The sequence below is a fragment of the Streptomyces sp. NPDC048288 genome, from assembly GCF_043201555.1.
Lineage (GTDB): Bacteria > Actinomycetota > Actinomycetes > Streptomycetales > Streptomycetaceae > Streptomyces.
Genome location: NZ_JBICZD010000020.1, coordinates 55,147 through 75,693, shown reverse-complemented (window position 1 = coordinate 75,693; position 20,547 = coordinate 55,147). Strand labels below are relative to the sequence as shown.

General features: G+C 73.0%; 18 protein-coding genes. 7 read left to right on the top strand and 11 right to left on the bottom strand.

Going from position 1 to position 20,547, the window contains the following annotated elements; translation table 11 throughout:
* Positions 1-320 precede the first annotated feature (320 nt).
* Entirely contained in the window at positions 321-1,214 is an 894-nt protein-coding gene (locus tag ACGFZS_RS45695; protein WP_393800159.1) for a hypothetical protein, read from the top strand.
* 28 nt (positions 1,215-1,242) lie between these two features.
* On the opposite strand, the gene ACGFZS_RS45690 is transcribed toward ACGFZS_RS45695, so the two are convergent.
* The 4 genes from ACGFZS_RS45690 to ACGFZS_RS45675 form a co-directional block, all read right to left on the bottom strand.
* Positions 1,243-3,789 (bottom strand): polynucleotide kinase-phosphatase, encoded by a 2,547-nt coding sequence (locus ACGFZS_RS45690; RefSeq protein WP_393800158.1) that lies wholly within the window; start codon positions 3,787-3,789, stop codon positions 1,243-1,245.
* Positions 3,786-5,261: a 3' terminal RNA ribose 2'-O-methyltransferase Hen1 gene (locus ACGFZS_RS45685; protein ID WP_393800157.1), complete on the bottom strand. Its 1,476-nt coding sequence runs from the start codon at positions 5,259-5,261 to the stop codon at positions 3,786-3,788. The genes ACGFZS_RS45690 and ACGFZS_RS45685 overlap by 4 nt, the downstream gene beginning before the upstream one ends.
* A 197-nt stretch (positions 5,262-5,458) precedes the next feature.
* Positions 5,459-6,403: a DUF4232 domain-containing protein gene (locus ACGFZS_RS45680; RefSeq protein ID WP_393800156.1), complete on the bottom strand. Its 945-nt coding sequence runs from the start codon at positions 6,401-6,403 to the stop codon at positions 5,459-5,461.
* A 111-nt stretch (positions 6,404-6,514) separates the two neighbouring features.
* On the bottom strand, positions 6,515-7,438 hold the full coding sequence (locus tag ACGFZS_RS45675) for an LLM class F420-dependent oxidoreductase (protein ID WP_393800155.1): 924 nt from the start codon (positions 7,436-7,438) through the stop codon (positions 6,515-6,517).
* 268 nt (positions 7,439-7,706) lie between these two features.
* On the opposite strand from ACGFZS_RS45675, the gene ACGFZS_RS45670 reads away from it, so the two are divergent.
* The gene (locus ACGFZS_RS45670; RefSeq protein ID WP_393800184.1) at positions 7,707-7,892 is read left to right on the top strand and encodes a hypothetical protein; all 186 of its coding nucleotides are present in this window, start codon (positions 7,707-7,709) and stop codon (positions 7,890-7,892) included.
* Between the two features lie 31 nt (positions 7,893-7,923).
* Here ACGFZS_RS45670 and ACGFZS_RS45665 read toward each other — a convergent pair whose 3' ends face one another.
* The 4 genes from ACGFZS_RS45665 to ACGFZS_RS45650 form a co-directional block, all read right to left on the bottom strand.
* Positions 7,924-8,382 (bottom strand): DUF6099 family protein, encoded by a 459-nt coding sequence (locus ACGFZS_RS45665; protein WP_355710137.1) that lies wholly within the window; start codon positions 8,380-8,382, stop codon positions 7,924-7,926.
* Between the two features lie 194 nt (positions 8,383-8,576).
* Complete coding sequence (locus tag ACGFZS_RS45660; RefSeq protein ID WP_393800154.1) at positions 8,577-8,906, bottom strand: nucleotide pyrophosphohydrolase; 330 nt, start codon at positions 8,904-8,906, stop codon at positions 8,577-8,579.
* Positions 8,903-10,264 (bottom strand): ATP-binding protein, encoded by a 1,362-nt coding sequence (locus ACGFZS_RS45655; RefSeq protein WP_393800153.1) that lies wholly within the window; start codon positions 10,262-10,264, stop codon positions 8,903-8,905. The genes ACGFZS_RS45660 and ACGFZS_RS45655 overlap by 4 nt, the downstream gene beginning before the upstream one ends.
* 363 nt (positions 10,265-10,627) lie before the next feature.
* Positions 10,628-11,017 carry a cell division protein SepF gene (locus ACGFZS_RS45650; RefSeq protein ID WP_365685908.1) on the bottom strand — a complete coding sequence of 130 codons (390 nt, stop codon included), beginning with the start codon at positions 11,015-11,017 and terminating at the stop codon, positions 10,628-10,630.
* Between the two features lie 305 nt (positions 11,018-11,322).
* Here ACGFZS_RS45650 and ACGFZS_RS45645 point away from each other — a divergent pair, with 305 nt between their 5' ends.
* Positions 11,323-13,026, top strand: coding sequence for a hypothetical protein (locus ACGFZS_RS45645; protein WP_393800152.1), 1,704 nt, complete (start codon positions 11,323-11,325; stop codon positions 13,024-13,026).
* 3 nt (positions 13,027-13,029) lie between these two features.
* Here ACGFZS_RS45645 and ACGFZS_RS45640 read toward each other — a convergent pair whose 3' ends face one another.
* Positions 13,030-13,545, bottom strand: coding sequence for a YceI family protein (locus ACGFZS_RS45640; protein ID WP_393800151.1), 516 nt, complete (start codon positions 13,543-13,545; stop codon positions 13,030-13,032).
* An 89-nt stretch (positions 13,546-13,634) separates the two neighbouring features.
* Here ACGFZS_RS45640 and ACGFZS_RS45635 point away from each other — a divergent pair, with 89 nt between their 5' ends.
* From ACGFZS_RS45635 to meaB, 4 genes are all read left to right on the top strand, one after another.
* Positions 13,635-14,162, top strand: a complete 528-nt coding sequence (locus ACGFZS_RS45635; RefSeq protein ID WP_355710125.1) for a MarR family transcriptional regulator — start codon at positions 13,635-13,637, stop codon at positions 14,160-14,162.
* Between the two features lie 83 nt (positions 14,163-14,245).
* Positions 14,246-16,051: a methylmalonyl-CoA mutase family protein gene (locus ACGFZS_RS45630; protein WP_393800150.1), complete on the top strand. Its 1,806-nt coding sequence runs from the start codon at positions 14,246-14,248 to the stop codon at positions 16,049-16,051.
* Entirely contained in the window at positions 16,051-18,210 is a 2,160-nt protein-coding gene (gene scpA / locus ACGFZS_RS45625) for a methylmalonyl-CoA mutase (protein ID WP_393800149.1), read from the top strand. The genes ACGFZS_RS45630 and scpA overlap by 1 nt, the downstream gene beginning before the upstream one ends.
* Positions 18,207-19,193, top strand: coding sequence for a methylmalonyl Co-A mutase-associated GTPase MeaB (gene meaB / locus ACGFZS_RS45620; RefSeq protein WP_393800148.1), 987 nt, complete (start codon positions 18,207-18,209; stop codon positions 19,191-19,193). Before scpA ends, meaB begins: the two co-directional genes overlap by 4 nt.
* On the opposite strand, the gene ACGFZS_RS45615 is transcribed toward meaB, so the two are convergent.
* Both ACGFZS_RS45615 and ACGFZS_RS45610 read right to left on the bottom strand, forming a co-directional pair.
* A complete protein-coding gene (locus ACGFZS_RS45615) occupies positions 19,181-19,756 on the bottom strand; it encodes a sigma-70 family RNA polymerase sigma factor (protein WP_355710117.1) in 576 nt (191 codons plus the stop codon). The genes meaB and ACGFZS_RS45615 overlap by 13 nt on opposite strands.
* A 124-nt stretch (positions 19,757-19,880) precedes the next feature.
* The gene (locus ACGFZS_RS45610; protein WP_393800147.1) at positions 19,881-20,540 is read right to left on the bottom strand and encodes a hypothetical protein; all 660 of its coding nucleotides are present in this window, start codon (positions 20,538-20,540) and stop codon (positions 19,881-19,883) included.
* Between the last annotated feature and the right edge of the window lie 7 nt (positions 20,541-20,547).

Genomic DNA, 20,547 nt, shown 5'->3' with positions numbered 1-20,547 from the left:
GCGTGGCCGACGGCTTCGGCAGCGGGCGGTGCCGGGCCGTCTGCCGTGGCGGAGCGCGGCTGGGAAATATCCGTCGGCGGGCCGGAGGAGCGGCGCGGTCGGTGGGGCGGCTCGCCGGCTCCCTCCGCTCGGCCGTGCCGGCTTTCGGGGGCGGCGAGTGCGGCGTGGCCGACGGCATGGGCGGCGGGCGGGGCCGGGCCGTTTGTCTCGGCCGAGTGTGCCTGCGGACTGCCCGTCGGTGGGCCGGAGGGGTGGCGTGGTTGGCGGGGCGGATCGTCGGGTTTCTCCGGCGGGCCGGGGCGGCTTTCGGGGGTGGGGCCGTGAGTCTTGCGCCGCGTGCGGTGGTTGTTCATCGGACCACGGAGTACGAGGAGTTGGTGGCGCACCACGGGACGCATGGGCAGGCGGCGTTCTTCCTCTCCTCGCGGGGGCGGAGCATCGAGGAGGTCGCGGAGCGGCACCGGCGGACCCGGCGGGCGCTCGCCGAGGTGACCTCGGCGGTGCCGCTGACCTGGCGTCAGGCTCGGGTGGAGCGGTCCGACCTGGACCGCTTCCTGTTCGCGCCGGAGGACGTGGTCGTGGTGGTCGGCCAGGACGGGCTGGTGGCGAACGTCGCCAAGTACCTGGACGGCCAGCCGGTGGTGGGCATCGACACCGACCCCGGCCGCAACCCCGGTGTCCTGGTCCGGCACCGGCCCGAGCAGGCGGCCGTGCTGCTGGCCTCGGTCGTGGCCACCGGCGTCGACGAGCTGACGATGGTCGAGGCGGTCGCCGACGACACGCAGCGGCTCGTGGCGCTCAACGAGATCTACCTGGGTACCGCCGGTCATCAGACCGCCCGATACCGCCTGGGCCTCGAGAACGACGGGGGTGTCGTCGAGGCCCAGGCATCCTCCGGGGTGCTGGTGGGCACCGGCACCGGGGCCACCGGCTGGCTGCGCTCGCTGTGGCAGGAGCGCGGCACCCGGCTGCCGCTGCCCTCCCCCACCGAGGACCGCCTGCTGTGGTTCGTCCGGGAGGCCTGGCCGTCCCCGGCGACCGGGACCTCCCTGGTCGCCGGGGAGCTGAAGGACTCGGCGGCCCTGACCCTCACGGTCGAGTCGGACCGCCTGATCGCCTTCGGCGACGGCATCGAGACCGACGCCCTGGAGCTGACCTGGGGGCAGACCGTCCGGGTGGGGGCCTGCGACCGGCGGCTCCGGCTGGTCGGCTGAGGCCCTGAGGATCTGGGGCCCCGGCCGGTCAGAGCCGGGGGTCGACCGGCTCCGACTCCAGGGCCAGCACCCCGAACACCGCCTCGTGGACCCGCCACAGCGGCTCGCCGTCCGCGAGGCGGTCCAGGGCCTCCAGGCCCAGGGCGTACTCGCGGATCGCCAGGGACCGCTTGTGGTTGAGGAAGCGGTTGCGCAGCCGGGCGAGGTTGTCGGGGCGGGTGTACTCGGGACCGTAGATGATCCGCAGGTACTCGCGGCCTCGGCACTTGATGCCGGGCTGGACCAGGCGGCCCTCCCGGTCGCGGACGACCGCGCCGAGCGGCTTGACGACCATGCCCTCGCCGCCCCGGCCGGTCATCTCCAGCCACCAGTCGACGCCGGCCCGCACCGACTCGGGGTCACCGGTGTCGACGTACAGGCGGCGGGTGGTCTGCAGCAGACCGCTCGGGTCGTGCTCCACCAGCCGGTCCAGGAGGGCGAGTTGCCCGTCGTGCGGGAGCGCGGCGAGGCTGCGGCCCTGGACCGCGAGGATCTGGAAGGGGGCGAGGCGCACCCCGTCCAGGCCGTCGGTGGTCCAGCAGTAGCGGCGGTAGGCGTCGGTGAACGCGGCCGCGTCGGCGGCGCGGTCACGCTGCCGGTCGCGGAGTTCGCCGATGTCGACACCGCGCGCCGCCGCGCCCTCCAGGGCGGCCAGCGCGCCCGGGAAGACCGCGCCGGAGGCGGCGCCGACCGCCGCGTACTGGGTGCGCAGCAGGCCGGAGGCCTTCAGCGACCAGGGCAGCAGCTCGGCGTCCAGGAGCAGCCAGTCGGTGGCGAGTTCGTCCCAGAGACCGGCCGCGTCGGCCGCCGCGCGGATCCGGCCGAGGATCTCCTCGGTCACCGACTCGTCGGCGAAGAACGGGCGTCCGGTGCGGGTGTACAGGGAGCCGGTGGGTCCGGGGGCGACACCGAAGCGCTTCTGTGCCGCCTCGGCGTCCCGGCACACCAGGGCCACCGCCCGCGAGCCCATGTGCTTCTCCTCGCACACGACCCGGGCCACTCCGTCGCGCGCGTACTGGGCGAAGGCCTCAGCCGGGTGCTCCAGGTAGCCCTCCTCGTGACTGGTGGCGGTGGGCGCCATGGTCGGCGGGAGGTACGGCAGCAGCCGCGGGTCGATCGCGAAGCGGCTCATCACCTCCAGGGCCGCCGCCGCGTTCTCCTCGCGGACCGCGATCCGGCCCTGGTACCGGGTCTCGACGACCCGCCGGCCCTGGACGTCCGCCAGGTCCAGCGGCCGTCCGTCCTGACCGCCGGGTGCCTCCGACCGCAGCGGGCGGGCCGGCTCGTACCAGACCCGCTCGGCCGGTACGTCGACCAGCTCCCGCTCCGGCCAGCGCAGCGCGGTCAGCTTGCCGCCGAAGACCGCGCCGGTGTCCAGGCAGATGGTGTTGTTCAGCCAGCTCGCCTCGGGGACCGGGGTGTGGCCGTAGACGACGGCCGCGCGGCCCCGGTAGTCCTCGGCCCACGGGTAGCGCACCGGCAGGCCGAACTCGTCGGTCTCGCCGGTGGTGTCGCCGTACAGCGCGTGCGAGCGGACCCGGCCGGAGGTGCGGCCGTGGTACTTCTCGGGCAGCCCGGCGTGGCAGACGACGAGCTTCCCGCCGTCGAGGACGTAGTGGCTGACGAGTCCGTCGATGAACTCCCCGACCCGCTTCGTGAACTCCTCGCTCTCGCCCTCCATCTGCTCGATGGTCTCGGCGAGTCCGTGCGTGTGCTGGACCTTGCGGCCCTTGAGATACCGCCCGTACTTGTTCTCGTGGTTGCCGGGCACGCACAGGGCGTTGCCCGACCCGACCATCGACATCACCCGGCGCAGCACGCCCGGGCTGTCCGGGCCGCGGTCGACGAGGTCGCCGACGAAGACGGCGGTACGGCCGTCGGGGTGCACACCGTCGGCGTAGCCCAACCTGACCAGCAGCGACTCCAGTTCGCTCGCGCAGCCGTGGATGTCGCCGACGATGTCGAAGGGGCCGGTGAGGTGGGTCAGGTCGTTGAACCGCTTCTCGGTGACGACGGTCGCGGACTCGATCTCCTCGACACCGCGCAGGATGTGCACCTTGCGGAAGCCCTCGCGCTCCAGGTGCCTGACGGAGCGCCGGAGTTCGCGGATGTGGCGCTGGATGACCCGGCGCGGCATGTCGGCCCGGTCGGTGCGGGCCGCGTTGCGCTCGGCGCACACCTCCTCGGGCACGTCGAGGACGATGGCGACGGGCAGCACGTCGTACGTCCGGGCCAGGTCGACCAGCTGCTTGCGCGACTCCTGCTGCACGCTGGTCGCGTCGACGACCGTGCGGCGGCCGGCGGCCAGGCGCTTGCCCGCGATGTAGTGCAGGACGTCGAAGGCGTCCTTGGTCGCGCTCTGGTCGTTCTCGTCGTCGGAGACCAGGCCCCGGCAGAAGTCGGAGGAGATCACCTCGGTCGGCTTGAAGTGGCGGCGCGCGAAGGTGGACTTGCCGGAGCCGGAGGCGCCGACGAGGACGACCAAAGAGAGGTCGGTGACGGGGAGGACCCGTCCGGTGCGCTGTGTCCCGGTCATGCTGCCTTCGCCTCCTTCGCGGCGGACGTGTCCGTGCGGACCTCGAAAACGGCCATCTGGGTGGGCGGGCCGACCTCGGGGTCGTCCGGTCCCACGGGGGTGAACTCGACGTCGTAGCCGTGGAGTTCGGCGACCCGGTCCGCCCAGGCGCGGAACTGCTCGCGGGTCCATTCGAAGCGGTGGTCGCCGTGCCGGACGTGTCCGGCGGGGAGGGTCTCCCAGCGGACGTTGTACTCGACGTTCGGGGTGGTCACGAGGACCGTGCGGGGGCGGGCCGTGCCGAACACCGCGTACTCCAGGGCGGGCAGCCGGGGCAGGTCGAGGTGCTCGATCACCTCGCTGAGCACGGCGGCGTCGTACCCCTTGAGCCGCTGGTCGGTGTAGGCGAGGGAGCCCTGGAAGAGCTTGACGCGGGCGGCCTGCCGCTCCCCCATCCGGTCCAGCTTGAGCCGTCGGGAGGCGATGGTGAGCGCGCGCATCGACACGTCGACGCCGACGATCTCGGTGAAGGACGGGTCCTTCAGCAGCGCCTGCACCAACTGGCCCTGGCCGCAGCCGAGGTCGAGGACGCGGGCGGCGCCGGAGCGCTTCAGGGCGGCGAGGATCGCCTCGCGTCGCTGCACGGCGAGCGGGGTCGGCCGCTCCTCGGTCTCCGTCTCGTCCTCGACCGCGTTGTCGAGGTCCTCGACCTCGCTGTCGTCGGCCTCGGCGAGCCGGACCAGCTCCAGCCGTTCCATGGCCTGCCGGGTCAGCGACCAGCGGCGGGAGAGGTAGCGGCTGGTGATGAGCTTCTGCTCGGGGTGCGCGGGCAGCCAGCCCTCGCCGGCCCGCAGCAGCTTGTCGACCTCCTCGGAGGTCACCCAGTAGTGCTTGGCGTCGTCGAGGACGGGGAGCAGGACGTAGAGGTGGCGCAGCGCCTCGGAGAGGGTGAGGGTCGCGGACTCCAGGACCAGGCGGACGTAGCGCGAGTCCCCCCACTCGGGGAACGCGGTGTCCAGGGCGACCGGTTCGGCGGTGACCGTCCAGCCGAGCGGCTCGAAGAGGCCGCGTACCAGGCCGGGGCCGCCGCGGGCGGGCAGCGCGGGGACCTCCACACGCAGCGGCCTCGGCTGTGCCGGGGCGTCGGGCAGGGCCCGGCACACCCCGCGCATCGCGCTGGAGAAGACGTTGCCGATCGCCACGGCGAGCAGCGAGGAGGCCGCGTACGGGCGGTCGTTGACGTACTGCGCGAGCGCCGCGTCGGGCGCCCCGCCGCGCCCCTTGCCCTTGCCGCGCCGGACCAGCGCCACCGCGTCGACCTCCAGGAGCAGCGCCGCCGTGCAGCGCGGGGCGTCCGCCTCGGGGTAGAAGACGTGCGCGATGCCGTAGGAGGTCGAGAAGGTCTGCGCGTTGTCGGGGTGCTTGTGCAGCAGGTACCCGAGGTCGGTCGCGGGACGGTCGGCGGTGCCGGTGGTGGTGATCGTCAGGAACACGGTGGATCGCCTCGAAAGGGGTCAGGGAAGGGTGCGAAAGCGCTGGTCGTGCGCGTGTCCGCGGCCCCAACGTACCTAGGTTCGCCTGGCGGACGCGCGGAATTTCGGTGCGGCAGCGCCCCGAAGGGGCGCGGGGAACTGCGCGACCAGCCACGACGGCGCCGCAGACGGCAGACGGCAGACGGCGAGCGGAACGCTCAGCCGTCGGCTCGTTTCCAGGCGCCGACGCCGAGCTGTCCCGTGGTGCCGAGATCCAGCTCCGGGGTGACCGTCACGGGCCGGGCGCCGGGCTTGGCCACGACCCGGACGTAGGGGACGTTCACCGCGGTGCCCGCCAGGGTGGTGTTGCGCCAGACCAGGCCGGACCGGGCGCTCTCCCCGGGTTTCAGGGTGAGCGGGGCGGGCGGGTCGTCGAAGCCGGTGCCCGAGGCGATGGCGGCGCCGCCGTGCCGGATGCGGATGCCGTCGACGGGCTCGCGGTTCTCGTCCAGGAGGCTCAGCCTCGGGTAGCCGTCGAGCGCGCAGTCCCGCTTCCCGCAGTTCTCCAGGTGGAGTCCGACGACGCGCAGGCCCATCGCGGCGTCGCCGTCGTCGGCCCACAGCCGCAGTCCGGAGGCCGGGCAGGCGCCCGTCTCGGACGGTGCCTCGGCGGCGGGGACCTTGGTGACCCGCTGGACCTTCACCCGGGTCACCGGGGAGGCGCCCGGCGCGAGTACGCCCAGGTCGACGGTCCCGTTCCTGCTGCCGCCCGCCGCGACCCCGCTCACGGTCACCTTCTTGTTGCCCATGACCTCGCCGGTGTCCGTCGTGAAGGCGAAGAACACGGTGTAGGTCATCGCCTCGTCGCCGTCGTTGCCGACCTGGTAGGCGGCGGAGATGCCCGAGTCGCCGTGCAGTCGGTCCGCGTGGACCGAGCCCAGGGACGCGGCCGGGCTCGGGGAGGCGGTGGGGAGGGTGACCGAGGTGACGCGGACGCCGTCCACCGGGGGGTCGGTGACGATGGCGCGGGGTGCCGGGACGGCCGCGCCCGCGCCGCCGGTCGAGTCCGCGCCGCCGGCCGGGTCCGCGTGCTCCGTCCCGCACGCCGTGGCCAGGAGCAGGACGGCGGCCGGGGCCAGGAGACAGGGGTGGGGTCTGCGCATCCGGTCACCTCATCAGGGCGAGCGGCGGGCGACTGTGGCGGAAGCCACAGCTCCGGTCACAGCCGTGTCACAGCCGTGTCACAGCCGACCGGACGCGCGGACCCGGCCGGGTTACGACAGCTGGGACTGGACCTGGGCGGAGATCAGCTCCAGGTGGTCCAGGTCGGAGAGGTCGAGGATCTGGAGGTAGAAGCGCCGGGCGCCGATCTCGGCGTAGCGGCCGATCTTCTCGACGACCTCGGCCGGGGTGCCGGCCAGGCCGTTGGTCTTCAGCTCGTCGACCTCGCGGCCGATCGCGGCGGCACGGCGGGCGACTTCCTGGTCGTCCTTGCCGACGCAGACCACGAGGGCGTTGGAGTACGTCAGCTCGTCCGCCTTGCGGCCCGCCGCCTCGACTGCGGCGCGCACCCGGCCGAACTGGGCCGCGCTGTCCTCGACCGAGGCGAACGGCATGTTGAACTCGTCGGCGTAACGCGCCGTCAGCTTCGGGGTGCGGGTGGCGCCGTGGCCGCCGATCAGCACCGGGACCTTCGCCTGGGCGGGCTTGGGCAGCGCGGGCGAGTCGGTGAGGTCGTAGTAGGTGCCGTGGAAGTCGAAGGTCTCGCCGGCCTTGGTCTCCCAGAGCCCGGTGACGATCGCCAGCTGCTCCTCCAGCCGGCCGAACTTCTCCTTCGGGAAGGGGATGCCGTACGCCTTGTGCTCCTCCTCGAACCAGCCCGCGCCCAGGCCGAGTTCGACGCGGCCGCCGGACATCTGGTCGACCTGGGCGACCTGGATGGCGAGCACGCCGGGCAGGCGGAAGGTTCCTGCGGTCATGAGGGTGCCGAGGCGGATCCGCCTGGTCTCCCGGGCGAGCCCGGCGAGGGTGATCCAGGCGTCGGTGGGGCCGGGCAGGCCGTCGACATCGCCCATCTTCAGGTAGTGGTCGGAGCGGAAAAAGGCGTCGAAGCCGAGGTCCTCGGTGGCCTTGGCCACGGTGAGGAGGGTGTCGTAGCTCGCGCCCTGCTGGGGCTCGGTGAAGATGCGAAGGTCCATGCGTCCATCCTGCATCTCCTTGCCCCCGTCAACCGCATTGGTATCGGCCGTCCCGCGCGTCCCCGCCGCGGGTGAATATCGCCGACGGCGGGACGCGGGGCCGTACGGGCCAGTGACCGGCCTCTTCGGTGATCGTTGGGTGGGCGGTGCCGGGCCGTCCGGCACCCGCGCCGGACGGTCTCCGCCGCGCGTCAGATGGCCCGCCGCCGCGGCGGGCCGGGGGGCCGAGGAGGCCGTCTTGTCCGAAGAGTCCGTCCCGGGTTCCGGTCTGGGGTCCTTTCCGGGTTCTGTTCCGGGTTCTGTTCCGGATTCCGTTCCGCAGCAGGGTGGCGCGGCCGGTCGGCCGAAGGGGCTGCTCCAGCAGATGGAGGAGCTCATGGCGGCGCTGAACGCGGACCTGTCCGACCTCCACAAGGAGGCGGGACTGGCGCAGGGATCTACGATCGAGAGCTGAACGCAGTCCGGCGTGATCCACCGGACACCCGCTAGCCGTCGCGGACTTCCTCCCGGGCCGCCAGCTTGCGCAGCATCTCCAGCACTCGGTCCCGGGACTCGTCGGCGGCGTCGATGGCCTCCATGCACTGCCAGTACGTCGCCTCGTCGGCCGCGGTGCTGGCCATGCCGACCAGCGTGATGCCGACCTCGCCGAGGAGGCCGCCGAGGCTCAGCAGGGTCTGGCGGGCGTCGTCCAGTTCGGTGAGCTGGGCGGCGCGCAGGGCGCCGGGGTCCAGGTCGGGGGTGCCCAGCACACCGCAGCCCCGGCCCGCCAGCTCGGTGAGGCCGAGCGCCTCGCCGCGCAGCTCGGGCGGACCGGAGACGGCCAGTCTGCTGCCGATCGCCTGGGCCAGGGCCTGGGCCTGCCAGACCTCGGTCATCAGTTCCGGTACGCCGGCGCCGTGCGCCAGCGCCCGTCTGCTCACCACGATGAGCCGCATCGCGTCCATCAGCCGCCCCGTCCCCGTCGGTCCGAACTGCCTTGCCGCACTCAGTAGTTCACTACCCAGAGTGAGGGTGCGCGAGACGTGAAGCCAGAGGAAGACGGAAATCTGTGGACAACAATTCGGATTCGGGCGGGGTTCTGGCTACGGAGCGTTAATGTGGACTGCCGGGCTCCCTCCCGGGACACCCTGATCCCCCGTCAGGCACGCGGGAAACGCTGCTCGTTGCGCTCGATCTTCGCGGCCAGCGCGGCCAGCGGGTCGATGTCCAGGACCTCGCAGAGCTGCAGCAGATAGGCCAGGACGTCGGCGACCTCGTCCGTGACCTTGTGCGCGGTGTCGGGGTCGGCCATCACCCGGGACGACTCCTCCGGGGTCAACCACTGGAAGATCTCGACCAGTTCGGAGGCCTCCACGCTGAGCGCGGACACCAGGTTCTTGGGGGTGTGGTACTGCCGCCAGTCGCGGGCGGCGGCGAACTCGGCCAGCCTGCGCTGGAGTTTCGCCACGTCGAGGGGTTCGTCGGTCACGCGTCCAGGTGTACCACTGTGATCGCCCCGGCTCCGGCGGCCCAGGAGGCGTCGCTCACCGCGCCGACGAGACGGATGTGGCCGCGCTCGCCCATCAGGACGGCGGTGCGCAGGAGTTCGGCGCGCTGGCGGGGGTCGAGGCAGCGGTCGAAGCCGTCGGCGAGGACGGTGAGGCCGCGCATGGCGTCGGGGACCTCGCCGGGGGCGTCGACCTCCAGGACGCCGGGGCCGGTGAAGAGGACCAGGGCGAGGGCGAGGTAGCGCAGTTCGCCGTCGCCGAGCCGTTCCAGTTCCGAGCGGTGGCCCTCGCCGCGGTCGAGCAGCGCCCGTACCGTGCCGTCGCCGAGCGGCTCCGCGAGCAGGTCGGCCACGGGGCCGGCGCAACCGGTGCGCACGGCGTCGACGAGCAGCCCGTGCCGCCGCCCGCATTCGGCGCGGGTGCGCCACAGGACGTCGGCGAGGTTGTCGCAGCCGCGCAGCAGGCGTCCGGAGCCGGTGAGGACGGGGGTGCGCATGCCCTCGGGCCGCGGATCACAGGCGAACACCGACCGCAGCGCGACGACCATCTGCTCGGCGGCGGCCAGCACCTGCCGCTGTCCGTCCGTCTTCCCGGCCACCCGCAGCGGCAGCAGCGCGGTACCGAGGCGGTCGTCGGGGAGCGGTGCCCGGGTCACCGGTGCGGAGCCCGCCGTGTGCCAGGCGGCCTGCACGGCCCGCCGGCCCGGATCCCGCAGCGCGGTCTCCAGGAGCACGAGGCCGCCGGAGGTCAGCCGCTCCCCCACGATCCGCAGCTCCGGCTCCGCCTGTACGGCGACGTCCAGCCGTACCGGGCCTTCGGGACCGTCCGCCGTACACCCGATCCGGAACCCGCGCCGCCGCTGCGCATCGGGCCGCGCCTGCTCCGGCACCAGCGCGACGGGATCAGGAAACACCTCGCCCAGCTCCGCCCCGCCGCCGAGCCGTGCCAGCGCCTCGTACGCCGCGAGCACCGTGGACTTCCCACTCCCACTGGGCCCGGCCAACAGCGTCACCTGCCCCACCGGAAAGCTCGCCCCCCGATGCCGGGCGAAGGCAGACAGCCGCAACTCGGTGACCCTCGGCCGAGGATCACGGCGAGGCACCGCCACAGGCGCCGCCGCCCCCCGTGACACCCCGGCTTCGGGCGACGGCGGCGAGGCGGGCGCTTCGTCTCCCGGACGCGTGCGGCGGGACGGGCCCGGCGACTGCGGGTTGTCGGGGCTTGTCGGTGTGCTCGGGACTGCCGGTAGCGGCGGAGCCTCGGGCGACGGGGTGTCGCTCGGGGCGGAGTCGGCGGACGGGGAAGGACAGGGCGCGGACGACGCGGAGGGCACGACCATATGCGGACCGTAGGGCTCCGGCTGAGCGGCGAACCGTTCCGTCGTCCGGACCTTCCTACGATCGGGGGACGGAAGGGCGCCGGCTCCACGACCGGCACGCCTGTGACCGAGCCGTCGCCGGGGTGCCGGCACCTGCTGCCGCAGAGGCCCGTGAGCGCCCCCGAAGGCGCCTGGCCCTCGATCAGAGCGGCCGTTCCATGACGCCCACCCCGCAGCCGAACGACCCGAAGAGACGTCCGTCCCTCAGCCAGACCGGGAGACCGCCGGGCCACCAGCCCTCCGGGCCGCGCCGCCCGCCCACCAGCCCGCCCGTCAGCCCGTCAGCCCGTCAGCCCGTCAGCCCGCTGTCGGCGATCCCCGGGCTCAGGTCCCTGAGACCCCCGCCCCCTGCATCAGCCCGCTGACCTCGGTGCCGGGTGGGGTGAGGAGGAAGACGTTGCGGTCGACGCGGTGCATGCCGCTGGCGAGGCCGAAGACGACGCCGGTGCTGAAGTCGAGGACGCGTTTGGCGACCTCGGTCTCGGCGCTGGTGAGGTCGAGGAGGACCGGTATCCCGGCCATCAGCGTCTCGGCGACCTCGCGGGCGTCGGCGAAGACGTTGACCCGCAGCACGACGAAACGGCGCCGCGTCTCGGTCTCCGCGTCCGGCAGCGCACGGTGGCCGACCGCGGAGGGCCACGCGTCTCGGCCCCGCAGCGGCACGACCTGGGCGAGCCCCTCCCACTGTTCATCGGTGACGTCGTAACGGCTCACCGGCTCCCCCTGACCTGACTCGCACTCGATGCCTGCACCAGCCAATTCTTACGCCAAGTCACCCGTTCGGCCCAACAGCGACACGAAGGGCGAGCGGGTCCGGGCGGCGATCGGTGCTGATCGGCGTACAAAGGCGTGATCTTGTCACTATTCAGGCGATTGCCGCGCATTGGGGGCTTCTTACCGCCCTCACACCGGACTCTTCTCCTCCAGGAACACCCCGCTCACCCCCCGCGATTACCGTCCGGTGCGTGCACTTGGCAGAAACACAACAGGTGACACCCGACCGGCGGACACAGTCGGCGGTGTCCGCCGCTCCGGGAGATACCGGAGCCCCCGCGCAATGGCACCGCGTCCTGACCGTCCTCGCCGACATCAGTCTGTTCATCGGCACCCGCTCGATCTGGACGCAGGCGGCCACGCACCACCTGGTCCTGGCGGCCGCGATCTCGGTCTGCTACGTCTCGATCCTGGTCTCCGGCGTGCTGGCGCTGACGGTCCGCAGGACCCGTTCGCTGGCCCGTCTCGACCTGGTGGTGCTGGTCACGGCCGTGGCTCTCGCCCTGTGCGCCTGGGCCCTGAACCACAGCGGCGGCGACGAGGGCGCCCTCACCACGCAGGCGGCCAGGGAACTCGTCGCCGGCCACGCCGTCTACGGACAGCCGTGGCCCTGGCTGTTCCACGGCACGGGCATCGCGCTCACGCCGACGATAGGCGGCAGCTACGACTACACCTACGGCTATCCCCCGCTCGCCCCGCTCCTGACCGCCCCGCTGCTCTGGCTCGGCCACCACGGCGCCCCGGCGACGGCGGTCTGCACGGGCGCGCTGATCGCCGGCACGATCGCGCTGTGGCGGATGCTCCCGGCGCCGTGGCGGTCGGCGGCGACGATGGCCTGCCTGGGCTTCGGTTTCCTCTCGACGTACGCCCGGGTCGGCTACCCGGCGGTCATCGCGCTGGCCCTGCTGATCCCGGCGGCGGTGCGCTGGCCGCGGATCGGGCAGGGCGGCCGGCTGGGCGCGGCCGGCATCGCCCGGGCCGCGTGCCTGGGGGCCGCGTGCGCGGCGCAGCAACTGCCGTGGTTCGTCACGCCGTTCCTGCTGGCCGGGGTCTACGCGGTGCGGCGCGGTGAGCTGGGCGGCCGGGCGGCCGGTCTGGTGGTGCTGCGGATCACCGGCGTCGCCGTCACCGTGTGGCTGCTGATCAACACGTACTTCATCGTGTCCGAGCCGGGCCGCTGGCTGGCCGGGATCGCGCTGCCGCTGACCCAGGGTGCCGTGGTGCACGGCCAGGGCCTGGTGGACATCACGCTGTACTACACGAACGGCAGTGACCGCATCGACTGGTACTCGCACGCGAGCATGCTGCTCGCGGCGGCCCTGCTCGCCCTGTTCGTGTTGTTCGTACGGCGTCTCGGCCCGGCCGCGACCGTGCTGCCCTGGCTGGCCTTCTACCTGGCCACGCGCTCCCAGGACGGCTACTACCTGATGATGACGCCGCTGTGGCTGGCCGCGGCCGTGACCGCGCCGCTGTCGGAGTTCGAGCGGGCCTGGCAGCCGCGCCCGGCCTTCCTGACCGGGCCCCGGCGCCGGCCCGCCCTGGTCGCGACGATCGCGCTGCTGCTCGCCCCGGCGCTGGCGAGCGCGGCCCTCGCGGCGTCCGGCAGGCCTCCGCTGCGGATGGAGGTCACGGCACTGCGCCGGACCGGGAAGTCGGCGGCGGTGGTGCGGGAGATGACCCTGAGGGTGGTCAACACGGGGAGCGCCGCGCTCACCCCGCACTACACGCTCACCACCGGCCAGGGCATGAGCATGTACTGGCTGCTCGTGCGGGGCCCGGCGACCATTCCCGGACACGGCACGGCGAGCGTCGAACTCCGCCCGCCGAACGGCCGGTTCGGGATCCCCACCAAGCCGAGCACCCGGATCCGGCTGCGCGCCTTCACGGCGGACCCGCAGACCCTGTCCAGCCAGGACGTCCGGCTGCGCGGGACGGCGGCCGGCCGGTGAGGGTCAGGCCGCCGCGCGGGTGAAGCGGAGTGTGCCGGTCACCGTGGTCAGGCCGCGGATCATGCCGCCCTGGTTCCAGCCCATCCCGAACTCGTTCCGGTCCACCGTGAACTCGGCCTCCAGCGTGAGCCCGTCGGCGTCCGCCGAGACCAGCTTCGCGGTGATCTTCTGCGGCCTGCTGATGCCCCGCACGGTCAGCTGACCGTCGACGTCCACCGCGTCGCCCGCGCCCCGCACGGCACCGCGCACCGCGAAGGTGATCTCCGGGTGGTTGCCGGCGTCGAAGAAGTCGGCCGAACGCAGGTGGTCGTCGCGCTTCTTGTTCCTGGTGTCCAGCGAGGCCGCGTCGATCGCCAGCGTGCCGGTGGCGGTGCCGTCGGCGGCGACCTCGCCCCGGCCGGTGACGCCCGCGAAGGTGCCCTTGACAGTGACCAGGCCCCACATCGTCTTGTGCCGGAGGGCGACGGCGGAGGCGGTCGGGTCGAGCTGCCAGAGGCCGGTTTCCACGGTGACGGGCATGGCCGTACTCCGATCAATCGATGGTTCAAATTTGGATGATGTCACGCTAGCCCAATATGCAAATTTGGACAACAGGTAGGATCGACGGCATGGCCGCCTCCCAGGAACACCCCGCCGAGCTGCCCGAATGCCCGTCCCTCAGGGGTGACGGACTGCTCCCCGCCGAGCTGCGCGCCTGGATGCTGCTGCTGGCCGCGACGGGCGCGGTGGAGCAGCGGCTGCGGTCGGTCGTGAAGGAGACCCTGGACGTCTCGCACGACGAGTTCCTGATCCTGTGCCTGCTGGCCGAGCAGCCCCGGGAAGGGCTGCGCATGACCCGGATCGCCGAGCTGCTGGGCCGCCCCAAGACCCGCCTCACCTACCAGATCGCCTGCCTCCAGCACGGCGGCCTGGTCACCCGGAAGTCGGTCTGCGGCGACAAGCGGGGCATCGAGGTCGCCCTCACCGACAAGGCCCGCGGGCTCCTCAGGGACACCTCCGCCACCTTGGCCGAAACGGTCGGGCAGGCGGTCGCGCACGTCATCGGCCCCGAGCAGCGCCAGGCGCTGTGCGCGCTCGTGCCGGAACTCGCGGACGACACGCACGGACCGCACGAATCAGGCCACTTCACCCCCTAGAGGCGCAGGTCACAGCCACAGGGAGGGCAAGGTCACAGCCCCGCCACCCATGCACTTCTGACGGTCTGCCCTAGCATCCGAGCATGACGGTCCTGCCTGACGACGGGCTCTCCCTGGCCGCCGAGTTCCCTGACGCGACACACGAGCAGTGGCAACGCCTTGTCGAGGGTGTGCTGCGCAAGTCGGGCAAGGAAGTCTCGGGCGAGGCCGCTGAGGACGCCCTGTCCACGACGCTGGAGGACGGGCTGCGCACCCGTCCCCTCTACACCGCGCGCGACACCGCGCCCGAACCCGGCCTGCCCGGCTTCGCGCCCTTCGTGCGCGGCGGCCGCCCCGAAGGCGGCACCGACGGCGGCTGGGACATAAGGCAGCGGCACGCGGCGGCACCCGACGGCGCGGTCCTGGCCGACCTGGAGAACGGCGTCACCTCGCTCTGGCTGGTGCTCGGCGAGGGCGGCATCCCCGTCGACGGCCTGGGCCGCGCGCTGGAGGGCGTCTACCTCGACCTGGCGCCGGTCGTCCTGGACGCGGGCCGGGACGTCGAGGCGGCCGCCGCCGAGCTGTTCCGGGTGTACGAGGCGAAGGGCGTCGCTCCCGAGGCCGTACGCGGCAACCTGGGCGCCGACCCGCTCGGCCACGAGGCCCGCACCGGCACCGCCCTCCCCTTCGCTCCCGTCGCCGAACTGGCGAAGCGGTGCGCCGGGGAGTTCCCGGGGCTGCGGGCACTGACCGTGGACGCGCTGCCGTACCACGAGGCGGGCGGCTCGGCCGCGCAGGAGCTGGGCGCCTCGCTGGCCACCGGAGTGGCGTATCTGCGGGAGCTGACGGAGGCCGGGCTCGGCGTCGAACAGGCCCTGGCCCAGCTGGAGTTCCGGTACGCGGCCACCGCCGACCAGTTCCTGACGATCGCCAAGCTGCGCGCGGCCCGGCGGCTGTGGGCGCGGGTCGCCGAGGTCAGCGGGGCGGCCGACGCGGGCGCCCAGACGCAGCACGCCGTCACCTCGCCGGTGATGATGAGCCGCCGCGACCCGTGGGTGAACATGCTCCGCACGACGATCGCGACGCTGGCCGCCGGGGTCGGCGGCGCCGACTCCGTGACCGTGCTGCCCTTCGACCACGCACTGGGCCTGCCGGACGCCTTCGCCCGCCGGATCGCCCGCAACACCTCGACGATCCTGGTCGAGGAGTCGCACCTGGCCCGGGTCGTCGACCCGGCCGGCGGCTCCTGGTACGTGGAGCGGCTGACCGACGAACTCGCCCACGCGGGCTGGGAGTTCTTCCGGACGATCGAGCGCGACGGCGGCCAGGCGGCCGTCCTGCGCTCCGGCCGGCTGCGCACCGACCTCGCGACGACCTGGGCCGAGCGCTCCAAGAAGCTCGCCAAGCGCCGTGAACCCATCACCGGCGTCAGCGAGTTCCCGTTCCTGGCCGAGAAGCCGGTGGAGCGCGAACCCGCGCCCGAGCCGCCGTCGGGAGGCCTCCCCCGGGTCCGCCGGGACGAGGCGTACGAGGAGCTGCGCGCCCGCTCGGACGCCCATCTCGCGGCCACCGGCGCCCGCCCCCGGATCTACCTGGCGACGCTCGGCTCGGCCACCGAGTACACGGGCCGCGCGACCTTCGCCTCGAACCTCTTCCAGGCGGGTGGCATCGAGCCGGTCACCGGGGGAAGCTTCGAGGAGAGCGGTGCCACCGAGGCGGTGCTCTGCTCCAGCGACGCGCAGTACGCCGAACAGGCCGCGCGGACGGCCGAGTCGCTGAAGGCGGCCGGTGCCCGGCACGTGGTCCTCGCGGGCCGGGGCGACTTCCCCGGCATCGACTCGTACGTCTTCGCGGGCTGCGACGCCGTGGCCGTGCTGTCCGAGACCCTCGACCGCATGGGAGTGTCCTGATGGGAATCCCCGACTTCTCCGGCATCGAACTGGGGACCCCCGTCACCGAGGGCAGCCCCGAGGAATGGCGGGCGGCCGGCGGTGACCTGCCGCTGTGGGAGACCCCGGAGGGCATCGGGGTCAAGCCGCTCTACACCGGCCGCGACCTGGAGGGCCTGGACTTCCTCGGCACCTACCCGGGCATCGCGCCGTACCTGCGCGGTCCCTACCCCACGATGTACGTCAACCAGCCCTGGACCATCCGCCAGTACGCGGGCTTCTCCACCGCCGAGGAGTCCAACGCGTTCTACCGGCGCAACCTGGCGGCCGGCCAGAAGGGCCTCTCGGTCGCCTTCGACCTGCCCACCCACCGGGGCTACGACAGCGACCACCCGCGGGTGACCGGCGACGTCGGCATGGCGGGCGTGGCCATCGACTCCATCTACGACATGCGGCAGCTCTTCGACGGCATCCCACTGGACCGGATGACCGTGTCGATGACGATGAACGGCGCGGTGCTGCCCGTGCTCGCGCTGTACATCGTGGCGGCGGAGGAACAGGGCGTACCGCCCGAGAAGCTGGCCGGGACCATCCAGAACGACATCCTCAAGGAGTTCATGGTCCGCAACACCTACATCTATCCGCCGAAGCCGTCGATGCGGATCATCTCCGACATCTTCGCCTTCACCTCCCAGCGGATGCCCCGCTACAACTCGATCTCCATCTCCGGCTACCACATCCAGGAGGCCGGAGCCACGGCCGACCTGGAGCTGGCGTACACGCTCGCGGACGGCGTCGAGTACATCCGGGCGGGCCGGGAGGCGGGACTGGACGTGGACGCGTTCGCGCCCCGGCTCTCCTTCTTCTGGGCGATCGGCATGAACTTCTTCATGGAGATCGCGAAGCTCAGGGCGGCCCGGCTGCTCTGGGCCAAGCTGGTCGACCAGTTCGAGCCGAAGAACACCAAGTCCCTCTCCCTGCGCACCCATTCGCAGACCTCGGGCTGGTCGCTGACCGCGCAGGACGTCTTCAACAACGTCACGCGTACGGCCGTGGAGGCGATGGCGGCGACCCAGGGCCACACCCAGTCGCTGCACACCAACGCCCTCGACGAGGCCCTGGCGCTGCCGACGGACTTCTCCGCGCGCATCGCCCGCAACACCCAGCTGCTCATCCAGCAGGAGTCGGGCACGACGAGGGTCATCGACCCGTGGGGCGGCAGCGCCTACGTGGAGCGGCTGACGTACGACCTCGCCCGCAAGGCCTGGGCGCACATCCAGGAGGTCGAGCAGGCGGGCGGGATGGCGCAGGCCATCGACGCCGGTATCCCGAAGCTGCGCGTGGAGGAGGCGGCGGCCCGCACCCAGGCCCGGATCGACTCCGGGCGGCAGCCGGTGATCGGCGTCAACAAGTACCGGGTCGAGAGCGACGAGGCCATCGAGGTCCTCAAGGTCGACAACTCCTCGGTGCGCGCCCAGCAGATCGAGAAGCTGCGGCGGCTGCGCGCGGAGCGGGACGAGACGGCGTGCCGGGACGCGCTCGACGCGCTGACCCGGGCGGCGGACGGCGAGGGCAACCTGCTGGAGCTGGCCGTGCACGCGGCCCGCGCCAAGGCCACCGTCGGCGAGATCTCGGACGCCCTGGAGAAGGTGTACGGCCGGCACGCGAGCCAGATCCGTACGATCTCCGGTGTGTACCGCAACGAAGCCGGCGAGTCCCCGAACGTGGACCGCACCCGGGCCCTGGTCGACGCGTTCGACGAGGCCGAGGGGCGCCGCCCGCGGATCCTGGTCGCCAAGATGGGCCAGGACGGTCACGACCGCGGCCAGAAGGTGATCGCGACCGCCTTCGCCGACCTCGGCTTCGACGTCGACGTCGGCCCGCTCTTCCAGACCCCGGAGGAGGTCGCCCGCCAGGCGGTGGAGGCGGACGTCCACGTGGTCGGCGTGTCCTCGCTGGCGGCCGGCCACCTCACCCTCGTACCGGCGCTGCGCGAGCAGCTCGCCGAGGAGGGCCGGGCGGACATCATGATCGTGGTCGGCGGTGTCATCCCGCCGCAGGACGTGCCGACCCTGCTGGAGATGGGCGCCACGGCCGTGTTCCCGCCCGGGACGGTGATCCCGGACGCGGCCTACGACCTGGTGAAGCGGCTGTCGGCGGAACTCGGGCACGACCTGTGATCGATGTCGACGCCTATGCGAAGGGTGTGCTCGACGGGAGGCGCGCGGTCATCGCCCGCGCCATCACCCTCGTCGAGTCCACCCGGCCACAGCACCGGGCGCTGGCACAGGAGTTGCTCACCGAGCTGCTCCCGCACAGCGGCCGGGCACGGCGGATCGGCGTCAGCGGGGTGCCGGGCGTGGGCAAGTCGACGTTCATCGACGCGTTCGGGACGCTGCTGACGGGGCTGGGGCACCGGGTGGCCGTGCTCGCCGTGGACCCGTCGTCCACCCGGACCGGCGGCTCGATCCTCGGCGACAAGACCCGGATGGAACGGCTGGCCGTCGACCCGAACGCCTTCGTCCGGCCCTCCCCGAGCGCGGGCACGCTCGGCGGGGTCGCGAAGGCGACCCGGGAGTCGATGGTGGTCATGGAGGCCGCCGGATACGACGTGATCCTGGTCGAGACCGTCGGCGTCGGGCAGTCCGAGACCGCGGTCGCCGACATGGTCGACTCCTTCCTGCTGCTCAGCCTGGCCCGCACCGGCGACCAGCTCCAGGGCATCAAGAAGGGCGTCCTGGAACTCGCCGACGTGATCGCCGTCAACAAGGCGGACGGCCCGCACGAGCGCGACGCCCGGTCCGCCGCCCGGGAGTTGGCGAGCGCGCTGCGGCTGATGCACGGCAAGGACGCGTACTGGACTCCCCCGGTGCTGAGTTGCAGCGCGCGGGAGTCGACGGGCCTGGAGCTGGTCTGGGAACGGCTGGAGCAGCACCGGGCGTTGCTGGACTCCACCGGGCGGCTCACGGACAAGCGCCGTGAGCAGCAGGTGGGCTGGACCTGGTCGATGGTGCGGGACGAACTGCTCGGGCGGCTGTCCGCCCACCCCGCGGTGCGCGCGGCCGCCCCCGACCTCGAACAGCGGGTCAGGGACGGCTCGTTGACGGCGACCCTGGCCGCCGAACGCATCCTCAAGGCCTTCGAGGAACCTCAGGCCAGCTGATCCTGGAGCGCCTCGCGGGCCCGGGCCACCCGGGAGCGGACCGTGCCGACGGGACAGTCGCTGACCTCGGCGGCCTCCGCGTACGGCAGCCCGACGAGCTGGGTGAGGACGAACGCCTCACGCCGTTCGTCGGGCAGCGCCGCGAGGAGGTCGAGCAGGACGACCCCCTCCTCGAAGCCCGGCAGCCCGTACGGCTGGGCGCGCTCGACGGCGAGCTGCCAGTCGGGGACGTCCGCCGGGCGCGGCCGGGCGGCGGCGTACCGGTGGCTGTCCACGACGGCCCGGCGGGCGATCGACAGCAGCCAGGAACGGGCCGAACCGTGTCCCTCGAAGCGGTGCAGGCTGCCCAGCGCGCGCAGGAACGTGTCCTGCGCGAGGTCGTCGACCGCCTGCGGGTCGGCGCAGAGATGGGCGACGTACCGCAGGACGTCGCGGTGCAGGGCCCGTACGAACGCGTCCACGGCGGCCGTGTCCCCGGACCGGGCGGCGAGGGCCCAGGCCGTGATCGACTCGTCGCGTTTCTCGTCCGGCGCAGGGCGTGCGGGCAGGACGGAAGTGATCACTCGGTGTCCTTGTGGGAAAGGTGAAGGGGGCGACGGCCCGGTGGCGCTCGCGGTGCCTGAGCGGGCGTACGGCCGCCGTGTTCGTCCGGGGCGCGCAGGGGCGGTCCCGGAACACCAGCTGTCGTCAGATGACAGCCGTCCGCACGGGCGGACCCCGGGAAGTGATCGCGTGGACGAGAAGCAGAAGCCGTGGTGCCCGGTCCGAGCGGCGGCGGTACGGCCGGGGGCGCGGCCGCCCGGGAGCGACGGGCAGGGCGAGCAGCAGCCGCAGCGGGGCGATGAGCGGCGCGGTGAGCCGGGCGGCGGCGGCCCGGCTGATGCGGAAGGCCGCGCGTTCGCCGTGGCCGAGCCAGAGTCCGCACAGCAGGGCGGCGAGGAGGTGGGCGGCGAGCATGCCGGTGGAGGCGGTGCCGCCGGTGCCGAGGCCGAGGTATTCGGCGGGGCTTATGTGGGCGGGGCCCATGTGCATGGCGGACATGTCGCCGGCCATGTCCATATGCATGGTGCCCATGGAGGTGGTGCTGGTGGTCCACACCTGGGCGGCCGAGAAGCCGGAGTGCAGGGCCGTCTGGGCGCCGACCGCGGCGGACGCGACGAGCGCGAGGCCGCGTTCGCGTGCCGACAGGGTCCAGCCGAGGGCGGTGGTGACCGCGGTGCCGGCGGCCAGCGCCCAGGCGGGGACCGGGCTGCCGGACATCAGGACGTGGCCGACGGCGGCGAGCAGCACGCAGACGGCCGCGAACACCGCGGACCGTACTGTGCGTGCGCACCAACCTGCCGTCATGGCGCAT

What these genes read in the sequence shown, in the direction of transcription:
- ACGFZS_RS45680 (WP_393800156.1), bottom strand. Translation starts at nt 6,403, where the DNA reads ATGCGCAGACCCCACCCCTGTCTCCTGGCCCCGGCCGCCGTCCTGCTC.
- ACGFZS_RS45675 (WP_393800155.1), bottom strand. Translation starts at nt 7,438, where the DNA reads ATGGACCTTCGCATCTTCACCGAGCCCCAGCAGGGCGCGAGCTACGAC.
- scpA (WP_393800149.1), top strand. Translation starts at nt 16,051, where the DNA reads ATGGGAATCCCCGACTTCTCCGGCATCGAACTGGGGACCCCCGTCACC.
- ACGFZS_RS45665 (WP_355710137.1), bottom strand. Translation starts at nt 8,382, where the DNA reads ATGGACGCGATGCGGCTCATCGTGGTGAGCAGACGGGCGCTGGCGCAC.
- ACGFZS_RS45655 (WP_393800153.1), bottom strand. Translation starts at nt 10,264, where the DNA reads ATGGTCGTGCCCTCCGCGTCGTCCGCGCCCTGTCCTTCCCCGTCCGCC.
- ACGFZS_RS45640 (WP_393800151.1), bottom strand. Translation starts at nt 13,545, where the DNA reads ATGCCCGTCACCGTGGAAACCGGCCTCTGGCAGCTCGACCCGACCGCC.
- ACGFZS_RS45630 (WP_393800150.1), top strand. Translation starts at nt 14,246, where the DNA reads ATGACGGTCCTGCCTGACGACGGGCTCTCCCTGGCCGCCGAGTTCCCT.
- ACGFZS_RS45610 (WP_393800147.1), bottom strand. Translation starts at nt 20,540, where the DNA reads ATGACGGCAGGTTGGTGCGCACGCACAGTACGGTCCGCGGTGTTCGCG.
- ACGFZS_RS45635 (WP_355710125.1), top strand. Translation starts at nt 13,635, where the DNA reads ATGGCCGCCTCCCAGGAACACCCCGCCGAGCTGCCCGAATGCCCGTCC.
- ACGFZS_RS45690 (WP_393800158.1), bottom strand. Translation starts at nt 3,789, where the DNA reads ATGACCGGGACACAGCGCACCGGACGGGTCCTCCCCGTCACCGACCTC.